This window comes from Mediterraneibacter hominis (assembly GCF_014287475.1).
Classification (GTDB): Bacteria; Bacillota; Clostridia; order Lachnospirales; family Lachnospiraceae; genus Mediterraneibacter; species Mediterraneibacter hominis.
In genome coordinates this window covers 359,842-375,455 of sequence record NZ_JACOPF010000002.1, presented here as the reverse complement: position 1 = coordinate 375,455, position 15,614 = coordinate 359,842, and the positions used below count along the sequence as shown (strand labels likewise).

Here is a 15,614-nt window from a genome sequence, read left to right as displayed (position 1 = left end):
AATCTCTGGTTTATTTTTCTTCTATTTTTGTTTTCACTTCTTTTTCCATTTTTTTCTTAATCCTTTTATCCAGAAATGCCACCATAACCGGACACAAAATAGCGGTTACCACACATGCCGCCGAACACTGTGCTGTCGCAGCATTTGCATACGGGGCAAAACTCGGATCTGCTGCCGCAATCGCCGCCGGTGTTGCCACCGAATTTCCTGCTGCCGTTCCAGCAGCGGCTCCTACTGCCGTCCGTTTTCTCAATATTAGACAATAAATCAGATTTACAAGGAAACCAGAGAAAAACAGTACCAGAATTCCAAGTAAAATTCCTGCGACACCTGCTTCTATTACAGTGATGAAGCTCATTCCGGCTCCGAGTACAAAAGAGAAGAAAATAATAATAAATGGAAGCGCCTTTTCCGCCATTTCTTTAAAATCTTTATCCAGATTTCCCCATACAACTCCAATGATGATAGGCAATATGGTTGCCAGTAAAGTCAGAAACGGAATATCTGACATTCCTGTGGCTCCTAATGCCACCATCGTAAGAAATGGCCCGTCATTCACCGACAAAACAGAGACCGCGCCTACGTCTGTAGAATCTCCAAATCTCGCCGCCAGTGTCGCATAGATTGAACCTGAAGAATTTGTCAACACCGCTATCAAAACAACCGGTGTCAGTCCAAGGAAACCTTCCGGTCCAAATACCATTTGTACACCCCAGCCTATCGCTACTCCGATCACAAACTTTAATATTGTCAGAAGGGCGCCTTTATACAGTGGCGCGCCAACCTGTTTAAAGCTGATAGACGCCCCGCAGCAAATCAAAAAGAGTCCCATGAGACAATTTGTTCCATCTTTTAAAAGTCCTGTTGTAGCTCCGCCGATCTGCAATGCGTCCGGAATAAACGTATTGATTATCACGCCTGCCAGCAAAGGAATTACCATGATACCGCCAGGTATTTTATTCATTAATTTTATCAATTTCAAACTAAAGCGCCTCCTATCTTTTCCTATATTATTGTTATTTTTTCTCTATTTCAGATTTCTTCTCCCTTTATTTCAATCTTCGCGCAGTCCTCATAGCTTCTTATCAGAGCGCCCAGATCGTCCTGCCCGTATCCGCACGCGCTGCTCCAAGTAAAAATTTGTTTTACAAGAGCGCTCACAAACATTGGGCTTTTTACTTCTTTGCCTATATCCAAAGCAATCGATAAGTCTTTGATAAAAATATCCACCGGCCCCCTAGGGGTAAAGTCTCTTTTCATAATCAACGGCAGCTTATCTCTAAATACATCATTGCATCCCGTACATTTCGAGATCACCTCGTATATCTGCTCTGGTTTTAGCCCTGATTTTACTGCCATTGTGACCGCCTCTGATACAATTGCCATCCCCGTCGCTATCATCACCTGGTTGATGCTTTTCATAACCTGCCCATTGCCGATTTTTTCACTGACATGGTAAGTATTGTTCCTTCCCATTGCTTCCAAAACTTTTTGTATTTTCAGAAAAATTTCTTTTTTTCCAGCGGCCATCATAATCAGCCTTCCGTCTATCGCCCCAGTTTTCCCGCCGCTGACAGGACAGTCCATATACGCGATTCCACGCTTTTCCACCTCTTCTGCAACTTCTCTTGTCTGTTCCGGCGACACAGTGCTGGACACAACCAGTATCTTCCCTGGCGCCATAGAATCTGCCAGTCCTTCCCCGTTTCCATTCTCCCCAAACACGACGCTATGTACCTGTTTAAAGTTCATAACCATAACAAAAACAACATCCGCGGTGTTTCCCAGTTCTTTTAGTGTTTTTACTCCATATGCTCCAATTTTTTCCGTCCGTTTTACGGCTTCCTCAAACACATCATATGTATATACTTCAAAGCCGTTTTTCAACAGGTTGTGAACCATATTATACCCCATGTTTCCTAGTCCTACAAACCCTATCTTCACTGTATTTTCCTCCTTTCTACCGGCAGAGCTCTTCTGCTGTCCGGATAATATTTTCTGTTGTAATCCCATTTATTTTCAACAGCTCTTCATAAGGCGCCGACTGTCCAAACTGATCCTGCACGCCGATTCTGCGGACGATTCCCCTGCCAAGTTCTGCTGTCACCTCACACACCGCACTGCCCAGACCATTGAAAATATTGTGATCTTCTACGGTGATAATCTTTCCGATTTCCTTCACACACTTTTCTACCGCCTCTTTGTCCAGCGGTTTAATCGTGTGCATATCCAGAAGCCGTACGTGTATTCCTTTCGTCTCCAGTATTTCTGCCGCCTCTTTTGCAATGCAGACTGTATCTCCATTTGCAATAACAGCTATATCCTTCCCCTCTTGTATCTGATGTGCTTTGCCAATCTCCAATTCGATCGTTTCATCATATACAAATGGTATCGCGTCTCTTGTAAAACGCAGATACACCGGCCCTTCATATGCTGCCGCTTTTCTGATTAAATTTCTCGTGGCATAATAATCTGCTCCCATGATTACGGTCATATTTGGAAGTGTCCGCATAATCCCCATATCCTCGATAGACTGGTGGCTTGCCCCGTCATTTGCCGGAGTCAGCCCTCCATGTGAGCAGGCGATCTTCACATTCAGCTTCGGATAGCAGATTTCCTGCCGTATCTGTTCGGACATCCTCATAGACCCGAATACAGCATAGGTGCTGATAAAAGGAATCTTTCCCGTTGTCGCAAGTCCTGCCGCCACTCCGCAGGCATTCTGTTCCGCGATCCCGACGTTGACGTGCTGGTTCGGATATGCGGAGGCAAAAGCCAGCGTTTTACATGATTTTCCGACATCTGCATCCACGATATAAATATCTGGGTTTTCTTTTCCCAATTCCAACATCTCATCTCCAAATGCCTCTCTTAATGCTTTCCCGTTCATGCTTCAAAACCCCTTTCCAAATCTTCCATCGCTTTTTTATATTGTTGTTCATCCGGTGCCTGCCCATGCCATACCGGAACATTTTCCATAAAGGAAATACCTTTTCCTTTCACTGTATTGCAGATAATTGCTTTCGGCTTTCCATTATTATGTATTCTCACCATGTCGAGTACATCTATGATTTCTTCCATTAAATGCCCGTTAATGCGGTATGCCTCGAATCCAAACGCCGCAAACTTTTCTCTTAGATCCTGTGTCGGCATGATATCTTCACAGGTTCCGTCATTTTGCAGCCGGTTATTATCTACAAATACAATCAGATTATCCAGCTTATATTTTGCCGCTGTCTCAGCCGCTTCCCACACCTGTCCTTCCTGACATTCTCCATCTCCTACCAGGGTAAATACTCTGTAGTCTTTCTTATCTCTTTTACCTGCAAGCGCCATGCCCGTTGCGCAGGAAATTCCCTGTCCCAGAGAACCGGTGCTGATGTCAATGCCTGGACACTTTTTCATATCCGGATGCCCTTGTAAAATAGAACCTTGTTTCCTTAACGTCCCTAAAATTTCTTTATCAAAGTACCCCTTCACCGCCAGAGCTGAATACAAAATCGGACACACATGACCTTTAGATAAAACAAACCTGTCTCTGTCCTCCCACTTTGGCTCTTCCGGACGAATATTCATTTCCCGAAAATACAGCGCTGTCACAATGTCTGCCGCTGACATTGAACCTCCCGGGTGTCCTGACTGTGCTTTATAGATCATGGTCAATGCCGTCTTTCTAAGTTCTTTTGCCTGCTCTTTTAATTTTTCAACTGATACCTCTTGCATTTCTTCCGCCTTTCCAACATCCTAACATAGGATGTTTAATCTTAAAAAATTTTGCACGGCATATCCGCGCCTTTTTCACTTTTAACATCCTACGTTGGATGTTGTTAGTATTATATAAATCGTTTTCTTAAAATTCAATAGATTTTTTCAAAATTTCTACGATTTATGAAATGTCAACATTTATTGATTATGATTTTTGTGCAACATCCCAAAATCCTATGTTTATCATTTTCCCCTATGTCTTTTTTCTTAAAAGCTGTTATAATGCTAAATAGATACTGGTAGTTTATTTACTTTGGAGGTTTCACATATATGGAACACGAAAAGCGTTTTCTGGCGCCTATATACAGCACTTCTGTCGTACAATTAGTAATTGACAGAATCAGCAATGCGATTATCAGCGGAGAATTAAAACCTGGTGATAAGCTTCCTACAGAACCAGAGCTTGCCTCCCTGTTCCAGGTTGGCCGTAATTCCGTACGGGAAGCTGTCCGGATTCTTGTCGCCTACGGCGTACTGGAAATCAGACGTCCTGAAGGTACCTTCGTTTGTACGGATTTCTCCGCCAAAATGATCAATCCCATGCTTTATCACATTATTCTCCAAAAGGAAAGCGCTTACAACGATCTCGTAGATTTGCGGAAAATGATAGAAAACGGAATTATGCATATCATTCTTGAAAAAGATATGACAAGCGAAGATCTTTACTCTATAAAAGTTCGTTGTGACAAGCTGGTAAATCTTTTAAAAAACACTCCGGAAAATACAGATGCAATTCTGCTCGCCGACATTGCATTTCACGATGAAATAGCAAAGGCAACCCGTAATTCCCTGATTCAGCTTATTAATTCTCTTGTCGTGGAGCTGACAAAGGATTCCCGCGCAAAGACAATCCAAAAGGTCATTCAAAATGGAGACGCACAATATTTAATAGACACGCATTTAAAGCTGATGAATGTCATTGAGAACCGTGACTTTGAAAACCTGGATAAAACACTGAATGACAGTTATTTCTTTTGGAAAGATATATATCATTAAAATTTTCTTTGCAGAACAGTTCAGCCATACAGTGTGCGGGAAGCATAAAACATGCCTGCATGTTTTTGCGGGCGTACATCTGTATGAGCTTAAGCGCCCATTAATGAGTAAAGCAGTGGCGGCAGCCACAATAAGCACGCAGTGCGGTTTTACGAATGGCGCGGGCTGAACTGTTACGAATCTGCTTCTTCCCTCCTTCCTTTTTCTTTTACTTTTTCTTTACATATGCTATAATATGCGTCAAGGGCTAAGCCGCAATAACTATGTGACTCCCTGTTAATTGAGCGTCTGTCCTGCGAGGACAGGCTGGTTTATAAAAAAGGAGAGAATTATGAGTGCGCATAATCTGACATTGCTGACAGACCTGTATGAGCTGACTATGATGCAGGGCTATTTTGAAACCCAGGAAAATGAAACGGTTATTTTTGATGTATTTTTCCGTGAGAACCCGAATAAAGGCGGTTATTCCATAATGGCGGGTCTGGAGCAGGTAATCGAATATATCAAAAATCTGCATTTTTCTTATGAAGATGTAGACTACTTAAGAAAGCTTGGTATTTTCAGTGAGGATTTTCTACACTATCTAAGCGGATTTCATTTCAGCGGAAATATCTATGCCATTCCTGAAGGAACTGTAATCTTTCCCAAGGAACCTGTCATAAAAGTAATTGCGCCTATCATGGAAGCGCAGCTTGTCGAAACTGCTATCCTGAACATCATCAATCATCAGTGCCTGATTGCTACAAAAACCGCACGCGTCGTCTTTGCCGCGCAGGGGGACGGTATTATGGAGTTTGGTTTAAGACGTGCCCAGGGGCCGGACGCCGGACTCTACGGCGCTCGCGCTGCTATGATCGGCGGCTGTGTAGGAACCTCCAATGTCCTCGCCGGAAAAATGTTCAACGTTCCGGTCATGGGTACACACGCCCACAGTTGGATTATGAGTTTTAAAGATGAATACACTGCTTTTAAAGAATACGCGCGGTTATATCCAGACTCCTGTACCCTTCTGGTGGACACCTATGATACTTTAAAATCTGGTGTTCCCAATGCGATACGGGTATTTAAAGAGATGAAAGACGCCGGAATAAAGCCCAAAAGCTACGGTATTCGCCTGGACAGCGGAGATCTTGCATATCTCTCCAAGAAAGCACGTAAAATGTTGGATGAAGCAGGTTTTCCCGACGCTGTTATCGCCGCTTCCAATGACCTGGATGAGCTGCTCATCCATGACTTGAAAATGCAGGGAGCCGCGATCACTTCCTGGGGTGTAGGAACCAATCTGATTACTTCTAAAGATTGTCCCTCCTTTGGCGGAGTCTATAAGCTTGCCGCAATCCAGAATGAAGAAGGGGAATTTGTACCTAAAATTAAAATTTCAGAAAATACAGAAAAAATTACAAATCCAGGAAATAAGACTATTTATCGAATCTATGATAAAGAAACAGGAAAGATCCGCGCCGATCTCATCTGTTTTGTAGACGAAACCTACGATACTTCGGAAGAGCTCTTGCTTTTTGATCCGAATGCGACCTGGAAAAAGACACGCCTTCCAGGGGGAAGCTACACCATGAGAGAAATCTTAAAGCCCGTCTTTATCCATGGCGAATGTGTATACACCTCCCCTTCCGTCATGGAAATTGCCGCTTACTGCCAACAGGAAAAAGACACCCTTTGGGATGAGACAAAACGGCTTTTCTATCCGCACAAAGTATATGTGGATCTATCCAAAAGACTCTATGACACAAAAACGAAGCTTTTAGACTCCATGAGTGTTTAGATATATGATAGAATATGTACTGATTAAAAATAACAGATTGAAAGTTAAAGGAGATTGTGATTATGAAAATTATTGTACTGGCAGGGGGATTAAGTACGGAGCGTGATGTCTCCCTCTCCTCCAGCGCTGGAATCTGTAAAACACTGGTAGAGAAAGGGCATGAAGCCTACCTTCTGGATGTGTTTTTAGGCTTAGAAAATCCTCCTGCTAATCTGGAAGATGTCTTTTTCCTGCCCGGACACGGACTGGAAATTGCAGGGGGAATCCGTACCACAGAGCCAGACATTGAAGCAATTAAGGCTTCCCGCACAGATAAATCAGGCTGCTTCCTGGGTCCTAATGTCATTGAATTATGCCGCATGGCAGATATTACCTTCCTCGGCCTGCATGGCGGAGAGGGGGAAAATGGAAAACTACAGGCGACCTTTGATCTGCTCGGAATCCGTTATACCGGCCCAGACTCTCTCGGCTGTGCCGTCGCTATGGATAAAGATTTTACAAAGCAAGTCTTTTTACAGGCCGGAGTAGATACTCCTGCCGGCGGCTGCCTTCATAAAAATGACACCGATAAATCACTGGCGCGTTTTTCACTCACTCTTCCTGTCGTTGTAAAACCTTGTTCCGGTGGTTCCAGCATCGGCGTATATATTGTACATACAGAAAAGGAATATGAAGAAGCATTAAACAATTCTTTCCGGTATGAAGATGAAATTCTTGTAGAGCCTTACATCAAAGGCCGCGAATTTGCCTGCGGCATCATTGACGGCAAGGCGCTTCCTCCTATTGAAATCATCCCGAAAACAGGATTTTTCGACTATGCCAATAAATATCAGGACGGCGCTTCCAAAGAAGTCTGCCCTGCCGACATTAGTCCGGAAATAGAAAACAAAATGAAAGAGCTGACCGTCAAGGCTTACCGTGCCTTAAAACTGAGTGTGTACAGCCGGGCTGATTTTCTTTTGGATGAGAAAGAAAATCTCTATTGCCTGGAGATGAACACACTTCCTGGAATGACACCGGCAAGCCTTCTTCCTAAGGAAGCAGGCGCAGTCGGAATCGACTATGGAAGCCTGTGCGAGCTTATTATCCAGAAATCTTTAGAAGCACGTTATTCCCCGCAGTAATCATTGACCGGTATACCTTATCGGGCAAAGCCCGCCCTCCCGGAGGGAATGTGTTACGAGATGCCCTTTAGGGTATATTGATCCGTTCTTCTTTACAGAGCAAAGGGAAAGAAAGGAGCTTTTAGATGGAACATTTTATCGAAACACATATTGCTACTGTCTCCTGTATTTTTATGGGACTTATTATGTTCTTTGCAGCTCTTCCATTTGCTTTCGGCAAAGAAAAGATGGCACGTTATGTCTCTGGCTTTAATATGTTTACTCCCGAAGAACAGAAAAACTATGACTGCGCGCGCATAAGCCGCGATATCCGCAATCTATATTTTCAGCTTGCAATTCTCGCATTTGCAGGAGCCGCGCTTACTCTAATCAGCCAATGGCTTGCAATTCCTGTGTTTCTCCTCTGGATTATCTGGTTTTTCAAGGATGTACACCTGGATCGGGACAAGGCTTTTCAAAAGTATACCCTCCGGGTACACCGCAATGCAAATGCACCGCATGGGCGCGCTTCGCGCGATAAGGTATCGGTTAAATTAATTTCAAAAAATGAAAAGGAGAGTATCCTTATGAAACATATGTCTTTAAAAGAAATTGCCGCTGCCTGCGGCGGCACCTATTTTGGCAGTTCTGATGCTGCCGTAAGAGAGGTTGGCAGTGTCGTAATTGACAGCCGCAAAGTAGAACGGGACAGCCTGTTTATCGCGATAAAAGGCGCCCGCGTGGACGGACATACTTTTATCCCGCAGGTAATGAAAAACGGTGCACTGTGTGCTCTATCAGAACGTAAACTGGATAATGCAGACTTTCCATACATTTTGGTAAACTCCTGTTTACAGGCATTAAAAGATCTGGCTGAATATTACCGTCGTGTTTTGCAGCTTAAGGTTGTGGGTATTTCAGGAAGTGTGGGCAAAACAAGCACAAAAGAGATGATTGCGTCTATTTTGTCCCAAAAATTCAACGTATTAAAGACAGAGGGGAATTTTAACAATGAAATCGGGCTTCCTCTGACTGTTTTTCGCCTGCGCGAAGAACATGAAATCGCCGTTCTTGAAATGGGAATCAGTGACTTCGGTGAAATGAGCCGACTCGCAAAAATCGCTCGTCCAGACATCTGCGTGATTACCAATATCGGCTGCGCCCATCTGGAAAATTTAAAATCACGGGATGGCATATTAAAGGCTAAGACAGAAATGTTTGACTATATGAATCCGCAGGGCACCATTATTTTAAATGGAGATGACGATAAACTAAAAAACTTTTTGTCTTCTAACGGAATCTCGCCCATCTATTTTGGACTGGACGCCTTGCTGCCTTATCATGCAAAAGATATAAAAGACAATGGCTTGGACGGCACATCTGCCAGATTCTTTACCCCGAATTCTGATTTTACGGCTCATGTCTCCATACCGGGAAAACATATGATATACAATGCCCTGGCAGGTATTGCTGTCGGACGTGTACTTGGAATGAACGATACAGAAATCATACAGGGAATTGAACATTTAGCCCCTCTTGCCGGAAGAAACAATCTGATTCAGACAGAGTACCTTACTATCATTGACGACTGTTATAATGCCAATCCTGCTTCCATGAAATCCTCTCTTTCTGTTCTTTCCAGGGCCGATACACGTACGGTTGCCGTTTTAGGAGATATGTTTGAACTCGGCCCTCAGATAAACGAACTACATGCAGAAGCAGGACGCTACGCGGCAAAAGCCGGAATCAAGGTTCTGATCTGCATCGGTGATTACTCTGCACACATGGCAAAGGGCGTACAGGACGAACGTACATCTTTATCCTCCGAAATGGAGATACACTATTTTAAAACAAAAGCAGAATTTCTGGAAAATGCAGATAAACTACTCAAAAAGAACGATACGGTTCTTGTCAAAGCTTCTCATGGAATGGAATTTCCTGAAATTGTTGAACGATTAAAAGAAATGAGGTAATAGTTATGGAATATCAGATGCTTGTCCTTGACCTGGACGGTACCCTGACAAACTCCAGAAAAGAACTTACTGAACCTACACGCCAAGCACTTCTGGAAATACAGAAAATGGGCAAAAAAGTTGTCCTGGCAAGCGGACGTCCCGTCAATGGTGTGCTTCCCCTTGCCCAAAAGTTAGATCTCCACAAATATGGAAGCTATATTCTCTCCTTCAACGGAGCCCGTATTACCCAATGTTCTACCGGAGAAGCCATTTACAACAAGACGCTTCCACCTGAGGTAATCGCCCCTATTTACCAGTTTGTTCAAGAAGTCCCTGGATTGGACATTCTTTCTTATGATGCACAGACGATTATCTCCGGTATTGCCCCCAATGAATATACCAAGAAAGAATCCTTTATAAATAAAATGGATATACGCATAGTAAAGGATTTTCCTGCTGCCCTTGCTTTTCCGGTCAATAAGCTCTTAATTCCCGGAGATCCTGCTGCTTTAGAGCAGTGTATGCCAAAATTAAAAGCCCGGTATCACGGCCTATTAAATATTTACCGTTCTGAACCATTTTTCCTAGAAATTATGCCGCAGCATATTGATAAAGCCTATTCCCTCCAGAAGCTGTTAAACAGCATCGGTCTGACCGCTGAACAGATGATCTGCTGCGGAGACGGCTATAACGATGTTTCCATGATCGAATATGCCGGTTTAGGCGTTGCTATGGAAAATGCACAGTCTATTGTAAAAGATACCGCAGATTTTATTACCAAGTCTAATGATGAGGAAGGAATCCTGCATGTCATCAATACCTTTATGCGGTAAATTATAAATGTAAGGAGACAGCAAGCAGTGCGAAAAGAACAGGCACACTATCATCCATCTTCCCTGACTTTCCGTCCTTTTTCCGGAAGCTGTGCAAGAATAATTGCCGTAAATACCAATACGCAGCCAGACATCTCTCTGGCGGAAAGTCTTTCTCCTAAAACAGCCCATCCGGTCAGCGCGGCAAATACTGACTCCAGGCTTAAAAGAAGCGACGCAACTGCCGGATCTGTATCCTTCTGTGCTATAATCTGTAATGTATAAGCGACTCCACAGGACAATACCCCCGCATATATGAGTGGCATCCACGCAGCGAAGATTTCTTCCAAAGAAGGTTTCTCTATGAGCAGCATAGGTACTGCACACATAACACCACTTATCAAGAATTGGACGCAGGACAACTTCACACTGTCAGTACGAGGCGAAAAATAATCGATTACCAGGATATGTAACGAAAAAACCACCGAACAAATACACACTAGTAAATCTCCTTTTCCAATGGCAAATCCTTTCGTAATACATAAAAAATACATTCCCACTACTGCAAGTGCAACGCCTGCCCATATCTTAAGCCCCGCTTTTTTCCCAAGGAAAATTCTGATAATCGGTACAATCAGAATATACAGCGCCGTGATAAAACCGGCTTTTCCTGCGCTGGTATACAGAATTCCCACCTGCTGTAAGGAACTTGCCACACCCAGAAGGACGCCACAGCAGCAGCCTCCAAGAAGCAGTCTTTTCCCCTTTCCTCTTTCTATGCTTCTAACAGATTTTTTCTGTCTGTCCAGAAATTTTATCACAGGAAGCAGCACCGCAGCTCCCATTAGGCAGCGAACAGAATTAAATGTAAACGGTCCAATATAATCCATTCCGGTGCTCTGTGCCACAAAAGAACTCCCCCAGATAAATGCTGTCATCATCAGCAAAATATTATTTCTCATTTTTCCCTTCATCGACCATACTATCTCCTTGTATACTGTTTCTAACGTGGTTTATTATAAACTACTCCTAAAGAGATTGCCATATAATATTGATTTCGGTGTAACAGTTCAGCCATACAGTGTGCGGGAAGCATAAAACATGCCTGCATGTTTTTGCGAGCGTACATCTGTATGAGCTTAAGCGCCCGTCAATGAGTAAAACGGTGGCGGCAGCCACGATAAGCACGCAGTGCGGTTTTACGAATGGCGCGGGCTGAACTGTTACATTTCGGTTGATTTCTATATAGATTCCAGTGTCAGACAGCTTCTCTTTCTGGTATAATTATTAATAAGTATCTGAAACGGAAGGAAAAATGAAACGGAAATTTCTACAGCAAACTTCCCCTGTCTGCCCGGATTGTTGTATGTGGAAATAAAGTATATAGGAGGGATTATTATGAGATACAGAGAGCTAGGAAAAACAGGACTAAAGGTCAGTGAAATCGGCCTGGGAGGAGAATGGCTGGAACGACACAGTGCAGAAGAGGTACATGAAATCATTTCTTTCTGCGAAAAGCAGGGAATCAACATACTGGATTGCTTTATGTCTGAACCAAACGTCCGCTCCAATATCGGCGCCGCTATAGAAGGGCATCGTGAAAAATGGATCATTCAGGGGCACATCGGTTCTATCTGGGAAAACGGACAGTACACACGCACACGTGATATGAAAAAGGTCATTCCGGCATTTGAAGATCTGCTTCTGCGGCTTCGTACCGATTATATTGATCTGGGAATGATACACTATATCGACGAACCAGCGGAATTTCACAGGGTGATGGAGGGAGATTTCTTCTCCTACATAGAACAGTTAAAAGCCAGAAAAATCATCCGTCATATTGGCCTTAGTACCCACAATCCTGAGGTTGCCTCCTTTGCTGTACAGAGTAAAAAAATCGAGGTCATCCTATTTAGTATTAATCCCGCCTTCGATATGCTGCCGCCAACAGAAAATCTGGAGGACTATTATTCTTTGCATACCTATCAGAACCATCAGGAGCTGCGCGGCATCGCACCGGAACGTGTCGAGCTGTATAAGAACTGTGAAAAAGCCGGCGTAGGTATTACCGTTATGAAAGGATATGGTGGCGGTAGACTGTTTTCGGAGCAGACCTCTCCTTTTGGTGTCTCTTTAACTCCAGTACAATGTCTGCACTATGCTTTGACCCGCCCTGCCGTTTCAAGTGTGATGGTAGGATTCGATTCTGTCTGTCAGGTAAAAGAAGCTGTTGCCTACGAAACCGCTTCGGAGGAAGCCAAAGACTATGCAACGGTTTTGTCACAGGCACCTGCACATGCCTATTATGGCCAATGTACCTATTGTGGTCATTGCGCTCCCTGTCCGGCAGGCATTGATATCGCTATGGTAAATAAGCTATATGATCTTGCTGTTATGCAATCACAGGTCCCTGACTCAGTAAAGGAACACTATCACGCGTTGTCTGCGTCCGGCAAAGACTGCATTGTCTGTAAAAGCTGTGAAAAGCGTTGCCCATTCGGTGTTCCCATTGCCGAAAGGATGAAGGAAGCAAACCGGTTATTTGGATAAATAAAAACTCCCCGGAAATATTTTTCCGGGGAGTTTTTAAGGCAGGCTTTTCTGCTGTTATTCAATTCCTTCTGCAAAGGAAAGTACATCCTCCTTTACTTTCTGCAGACGTTTTAAGGCTTCACGCTCATTGTCTGCTTTGGCGTAAAAATAGAACTTAATCTTCGGCTCTGTTCCTGACGGGCGGACTGCAAACCAGTTTTCATCCTCCAGCACGAATTTTAGTACATCTGATTTGGCAATTTCTTTATACCCGTTCCTATAGTCAATTTTTTCTTCTATCTTCATTCCGCCGAACTGTACAAACTGTTCTTCTCTGCACCTTTGCATGATACGTTTGATTCTTTCTGTTCCTTTCATACCCTCCAGCACAAAGGACACCTGCTCTTCTTTGTAAAATCCGTATTGTTCATACAGCGCATCCAATACCTGCAAAAGTGTCCTGCCCTGTTTTTTATAGTACGCCGCCATCTCACATATATACATCGCAGCACTGATTCCGTCTTTGTCCCTGACTTCTTCACTGATCGCATACCCAATGCTCTCTTCATAACCGAAGACATATTCTCTTCCCTCTTCTTTAAGCTGTGGTATTTTTCCGCAAATATTTTTAAATCCAGTCAGAGTTTCATAGGTCTTGACACCGTATGCCTGACAGATTTTTGCTCCCATATCTCCTGTGACAATGGATTTTATCATTCCGCCTTTTGCAGGCAGGCTCTTTTTCTCTTTCCTTCCCTCCAGAATGTACGCGATAAGAAGTACTCCCGTCTGATTTCCATTTAAAGCGGCATAGCTTCCGTTCTCATCTCTTACCTCTACGGCCATTCTGTCGCTGTCCGGATCTGTAGCAATCAGTACTTCCGCGTTTATTTCTGTTCCTAACTTCTCCGCCAGGGCAAACGCTTTTCTGTCTTCAGGATTGGGGTAGCCTACTGTTGTAAAATCCGGATCCGGATCTTTTTGTTCTTCCACAACGGAAACATTACAAAATCCCCTTTCCTTTAAAATTTTTTGTACCGGTCTGCTTCCTGCCCCATTTAAAGGTGTATATACAATGGCAATATCTGTCGCCAGTTCTTCCTTCTCATGTATAGCCAGAGATTTCACGAGCTGCAAGTATTTTTCATCCATTTCTTCTGAAAGTATGACGATATTTCCATTGCTTACTGCCTTTTTATACTCCATGCGGTGTACGCCTTCAAACATATCTGTCTTTTGGATCTTTTCCAGCATTTCGTCCGCAATATCTGACATCACCTGTGCCCCGGTCTCCCAGTACACCTTATAGCCGTTGTACTGTTTTGGGTTATGACTGGCTGTGATGTTGACTCCGCCAGCTGCTTTTAGCTGACGGATCGCAAAAGACAGCTCCGGCGTTGGCCGAAGAGATGCAAAAAGAAAGACCTTTATCCCATTCGCCGCAAAAATCTCTGCTGCCAGCCTGGCAAATTCTTCCGAACAGTGGCGGCAGTCATAGGCGATCACTACCCCTCTGTCTTTATACTGTGCCCCTCTGTCTGCAATATATTCTGCAATTCCCTGTGTAACCCTGCCTACTGTAATCACATTCATGCGGTTTGTTCCGGCCCCCAGCTTTCCTCTAAGTCCTGCCGTTCCAAACTCTAATTCTTTTCCAAAACATTCTTCTATCTGTTCCGGATGCCCCTCCATTTCACTTAATTCTTTCTGTATTTGTTCCTGGCACCTTGTCTTTTCCTTCCACTGTAAATATCTTTTCTCTGCTTCCATATTGTAAACCCCTTTCTCCTGATAATACCCACATCGGTTCATCTCCTTGCAGGTATAACCTCCTGTATCATTATATCTACCAGACGTTCAAAATCCTTTTTTACTTTTTCCGCTGTTTCCATTACCTCTTCATGGCACAACGGCTGATCCAATATTCCTGCCGCCATATTGGTAATGCAGGACACGCCGATTACTTTAATCCCACAATGCCGCGCTGCTGTCGCTTCCGGTACAGTAGACATGCCTACCGCATCACCGCCTAATATCTGGAACATTCTTACTTCTGCCGGTGTCTCATATGCTGGTCCTGTATTCATTACATATACTCCGCTTTTCAGTTTTATTCCTTTTTCTTTTGCAATACACTGTATTCTTTCTATGTATTGTTTCGAATACACTTCTGTCATATCAGGAAACCGCGGCCCTATTTTCTCATCATTTTCACCGCGCAGTGGCGTAGAACCAGAAAAATTAATATGGTCTGTTATAAGCATCAAGTCTCCCGGTGTAAATGTAGGATTCAGCCCTCCTGCTGCATTGGTAAGAATAATGGTTTTTACTCCTGCTTCTTTCATGATCCGGACAGGCAATGCCAGCATATGCTGTTCTATTCCTTCATAATAATGAAATCTTCCCTGCATTGCAATGATTTTTTTCCCAAATAATGTGCCCAAAATAAACCTGTTTTTATGCCCCTGCACCTTTGATACCGGAAAGTCTGGAATATCTCTGTACTCAATAAATTGCGGTTTTTCCAGCTTTTCTCCATATCCGCCTAAGCCACTTCCCAAAACAAGCCCTATCTCAGGCTGGTATGCAATGATCTGCCGGATATACTCTTTCATTTCTGTCATGTTATACATATCTTCTCCTCATTTCTTTTTTATTCTCCCATCAGCAT

General features: G+C 43.5%; 12 protein-coding genes and 2 pseudogenes. 7 read left to right on the top strand and 7 right to left on the bottom strand.

The features are described 5' to 3' along the window. Positions 1-10: 10 nt before the first annotated feature. The 4 genes and pseudogenes from H8S37_RS11260 to H8S37_RS11245 form a co-directional block, all read right to left on the bottom strand. Positions 11-982, bottom strand: coding sequence for a 2-keto-3-deoxygluconate permease (locus H8S37_RS11260; protein WP_186876166.1), 972 nt, complete (start codon positions 980-982; stop codon positions 11-13). Positions 983-1,032: 50 nt separating this feature from the next. Beyond that, positions 1,033-1,944, bottom strand: coding sequence for an NAD(P)-dependent oxidoreductase (locus tag H8S37_RS11255; protein ID WP_186876165.1), 912 nt, complete (start codon positions 1,942-1,944; stop codon positions 1,033-1,035). A gap of 16 nt (positions 1,945-1,960) precedes the next feature. Continuing rightward, positions 1,961-2,890, bottom strand: coding sequence for a transketolase family protein (locus tag H8S37_RS11250; protein WP_186876164.1), 930 nt, complete (start codon positions 2,888-2,890; stop codon positions 1,961-1,963). Continuing rightward, positions 2,887-3,726 (bottom strand): annotated as a pseudogene (locus H8S37_RS11245) (transketolase); the annotation flags it as partial. The gene H8S37_RS11250 and the pseudogene H8S37_RS11245, both read right to left, overlap by 4 nt. Positions 3,727-4,035: 309 nt before the next feature. Between H8S37_RS11245 and H8S37_RS11240 the strand changes: the two are divergent. The 6 genes and pseudogenes from H8S37_RS11240 (at position 4,036) to H8S37_RS11220 (ending at position 10,432) form a co-directional block, all read left to right on the top strand. Further along, the gene (locus tag H8S37_RS11240; RefSeq protein ID WP_186876162.1) at positions 4,036-4,761 is read left to right on the top strand and encodes a FadR/GntR family transcriptional regulator; all 726 of its coding nucleotides are present in this window, start codon (positions 4,036-4,038) and stop codon (positions 4,759-4,761) included. Positions 4,762-5,092: 331 nt separating this feature from the next. Then, the gene (locus tag H8S37_RS11235) at positions 5,093-6,541 is read left to right on the top strand and encodes a nicotinate phosphoribosyltransferase (RefSeq protein WP_186876161.1); all 1,449 of its coding nucleotides are present in this window, start codon (positions 5,093-5,095) and stop codon (positions 6,539-6,541) included. 62 nt (positions 6,542-6,603) lie between these two features. Beyond that, positions 6,604-7,665 carry a D-alanine--D-alanine ligase family protein gene (locus H8S37_RS11230; protein WP_186876160.1) on the top strand — a complete coding sequence of 354 codons (1,062 nt, stop codon included), beginning with the start codon at positions 6,604-6,606 and terminating at the stop codon, positions 7,663-7,665. A 125-nt stretch (positions 7,666-7,790) separates the two neighbouring features. Next, positions 7,791-8,084 (top strand): annotated as a pseudogene (locus H8S37_RS17650) (DUF3784 domain-containing protein); the annotation flags it as partial. Between the two features lie 147 nt (positions 8,085-8,231). After that, positions 8,232-9,617, top strand: coding sequence for a UDP-N-acetylmuramoyl-tripeptide--D-alanyl-D-alanine ligase (locus H8S37_RS11225; protein WP_243207185.1), 1,386 nt, complete (start codon positions 8,232-8,234; stop codon positions 9,615-9,617). A gap of 5 nt (positions 9,618-9,622) precedes the next feature. After that, positions 9,623-10,432, top strand: a complete 810-nt coding sequence (locus H8S37_RS11220) for a Cof-type HAD-IIB family hydrolase (RefSeq protein ID WP_186876158.1) — start codon at positions 9,623-9,625, stop codon at positions 10,430-10,432. A gap of 50 nt (positions 10,433-10,482) precedes the next feature. Here H8S37_RS11220 and H8S37_RS11215 read toward each other — a convergent pair whose 3' ends face one another. Further along, positions 10,483-11,385 carry a DMT family transporter gene (locus H8S37_RS11215; RefSeq protein WP_186876157.1) on the bottom strand — a complete coding sequence of 301 codons (903 nt, stop codon included), beginning with the start codon at positions 11,383-11,385 and terminating at the stop codon, positions 10,483-10,485. Between the two features lie 424 nt (positions 11,386-11,809). On the opposite strand from H8S37_RS11215, the gene H8S37_RS11210 reads away from it, so the two are divergent. Continuing rightward, positions 11,810-12,961 carry an aldo/keto reductase gene (locus tag H8S37_RS11210; protein ID WP_186876156.1) on the top strand — a complete coding sequence of 384 codons (1,152 nt, stop codon included), beginning with the start codon at positions 11,810-11,812 and terminating at the stop codon, positions 12,959-12,961. A gap of 57 nt (positions 12,962-13,018) precedes the next feature. Here H8S37_RS11210 and H8S37_RS11205 read toward each other — a convergent pair whose 3' ends face one another. Beyond that, a complete protein-coding gene (locus H8S37_RS11205; RefSeq protein ID WP_186876155.1) occupies positions 13,019-14,713 on the bottom strand; it encodes a phospho-sugar mutase in 1,695 nt (564 codons plus the stop codon). A 38-nt stretch (positions 14,714-14,751) separates the two neighbouring features. Then, on the bottom strand, positions 14,752-15,576 hold the full coding sequence (locus tag H8S37_RS11200; protein WP_186876154.1) for a purine-nucleoside phosphorylase: 825 nt from the start codon (positions 15,574-15,576) through the stop codon (positions 14,752-14,754). Positions 15,577-15,614 lie beyond the last annotated feature (38 nt).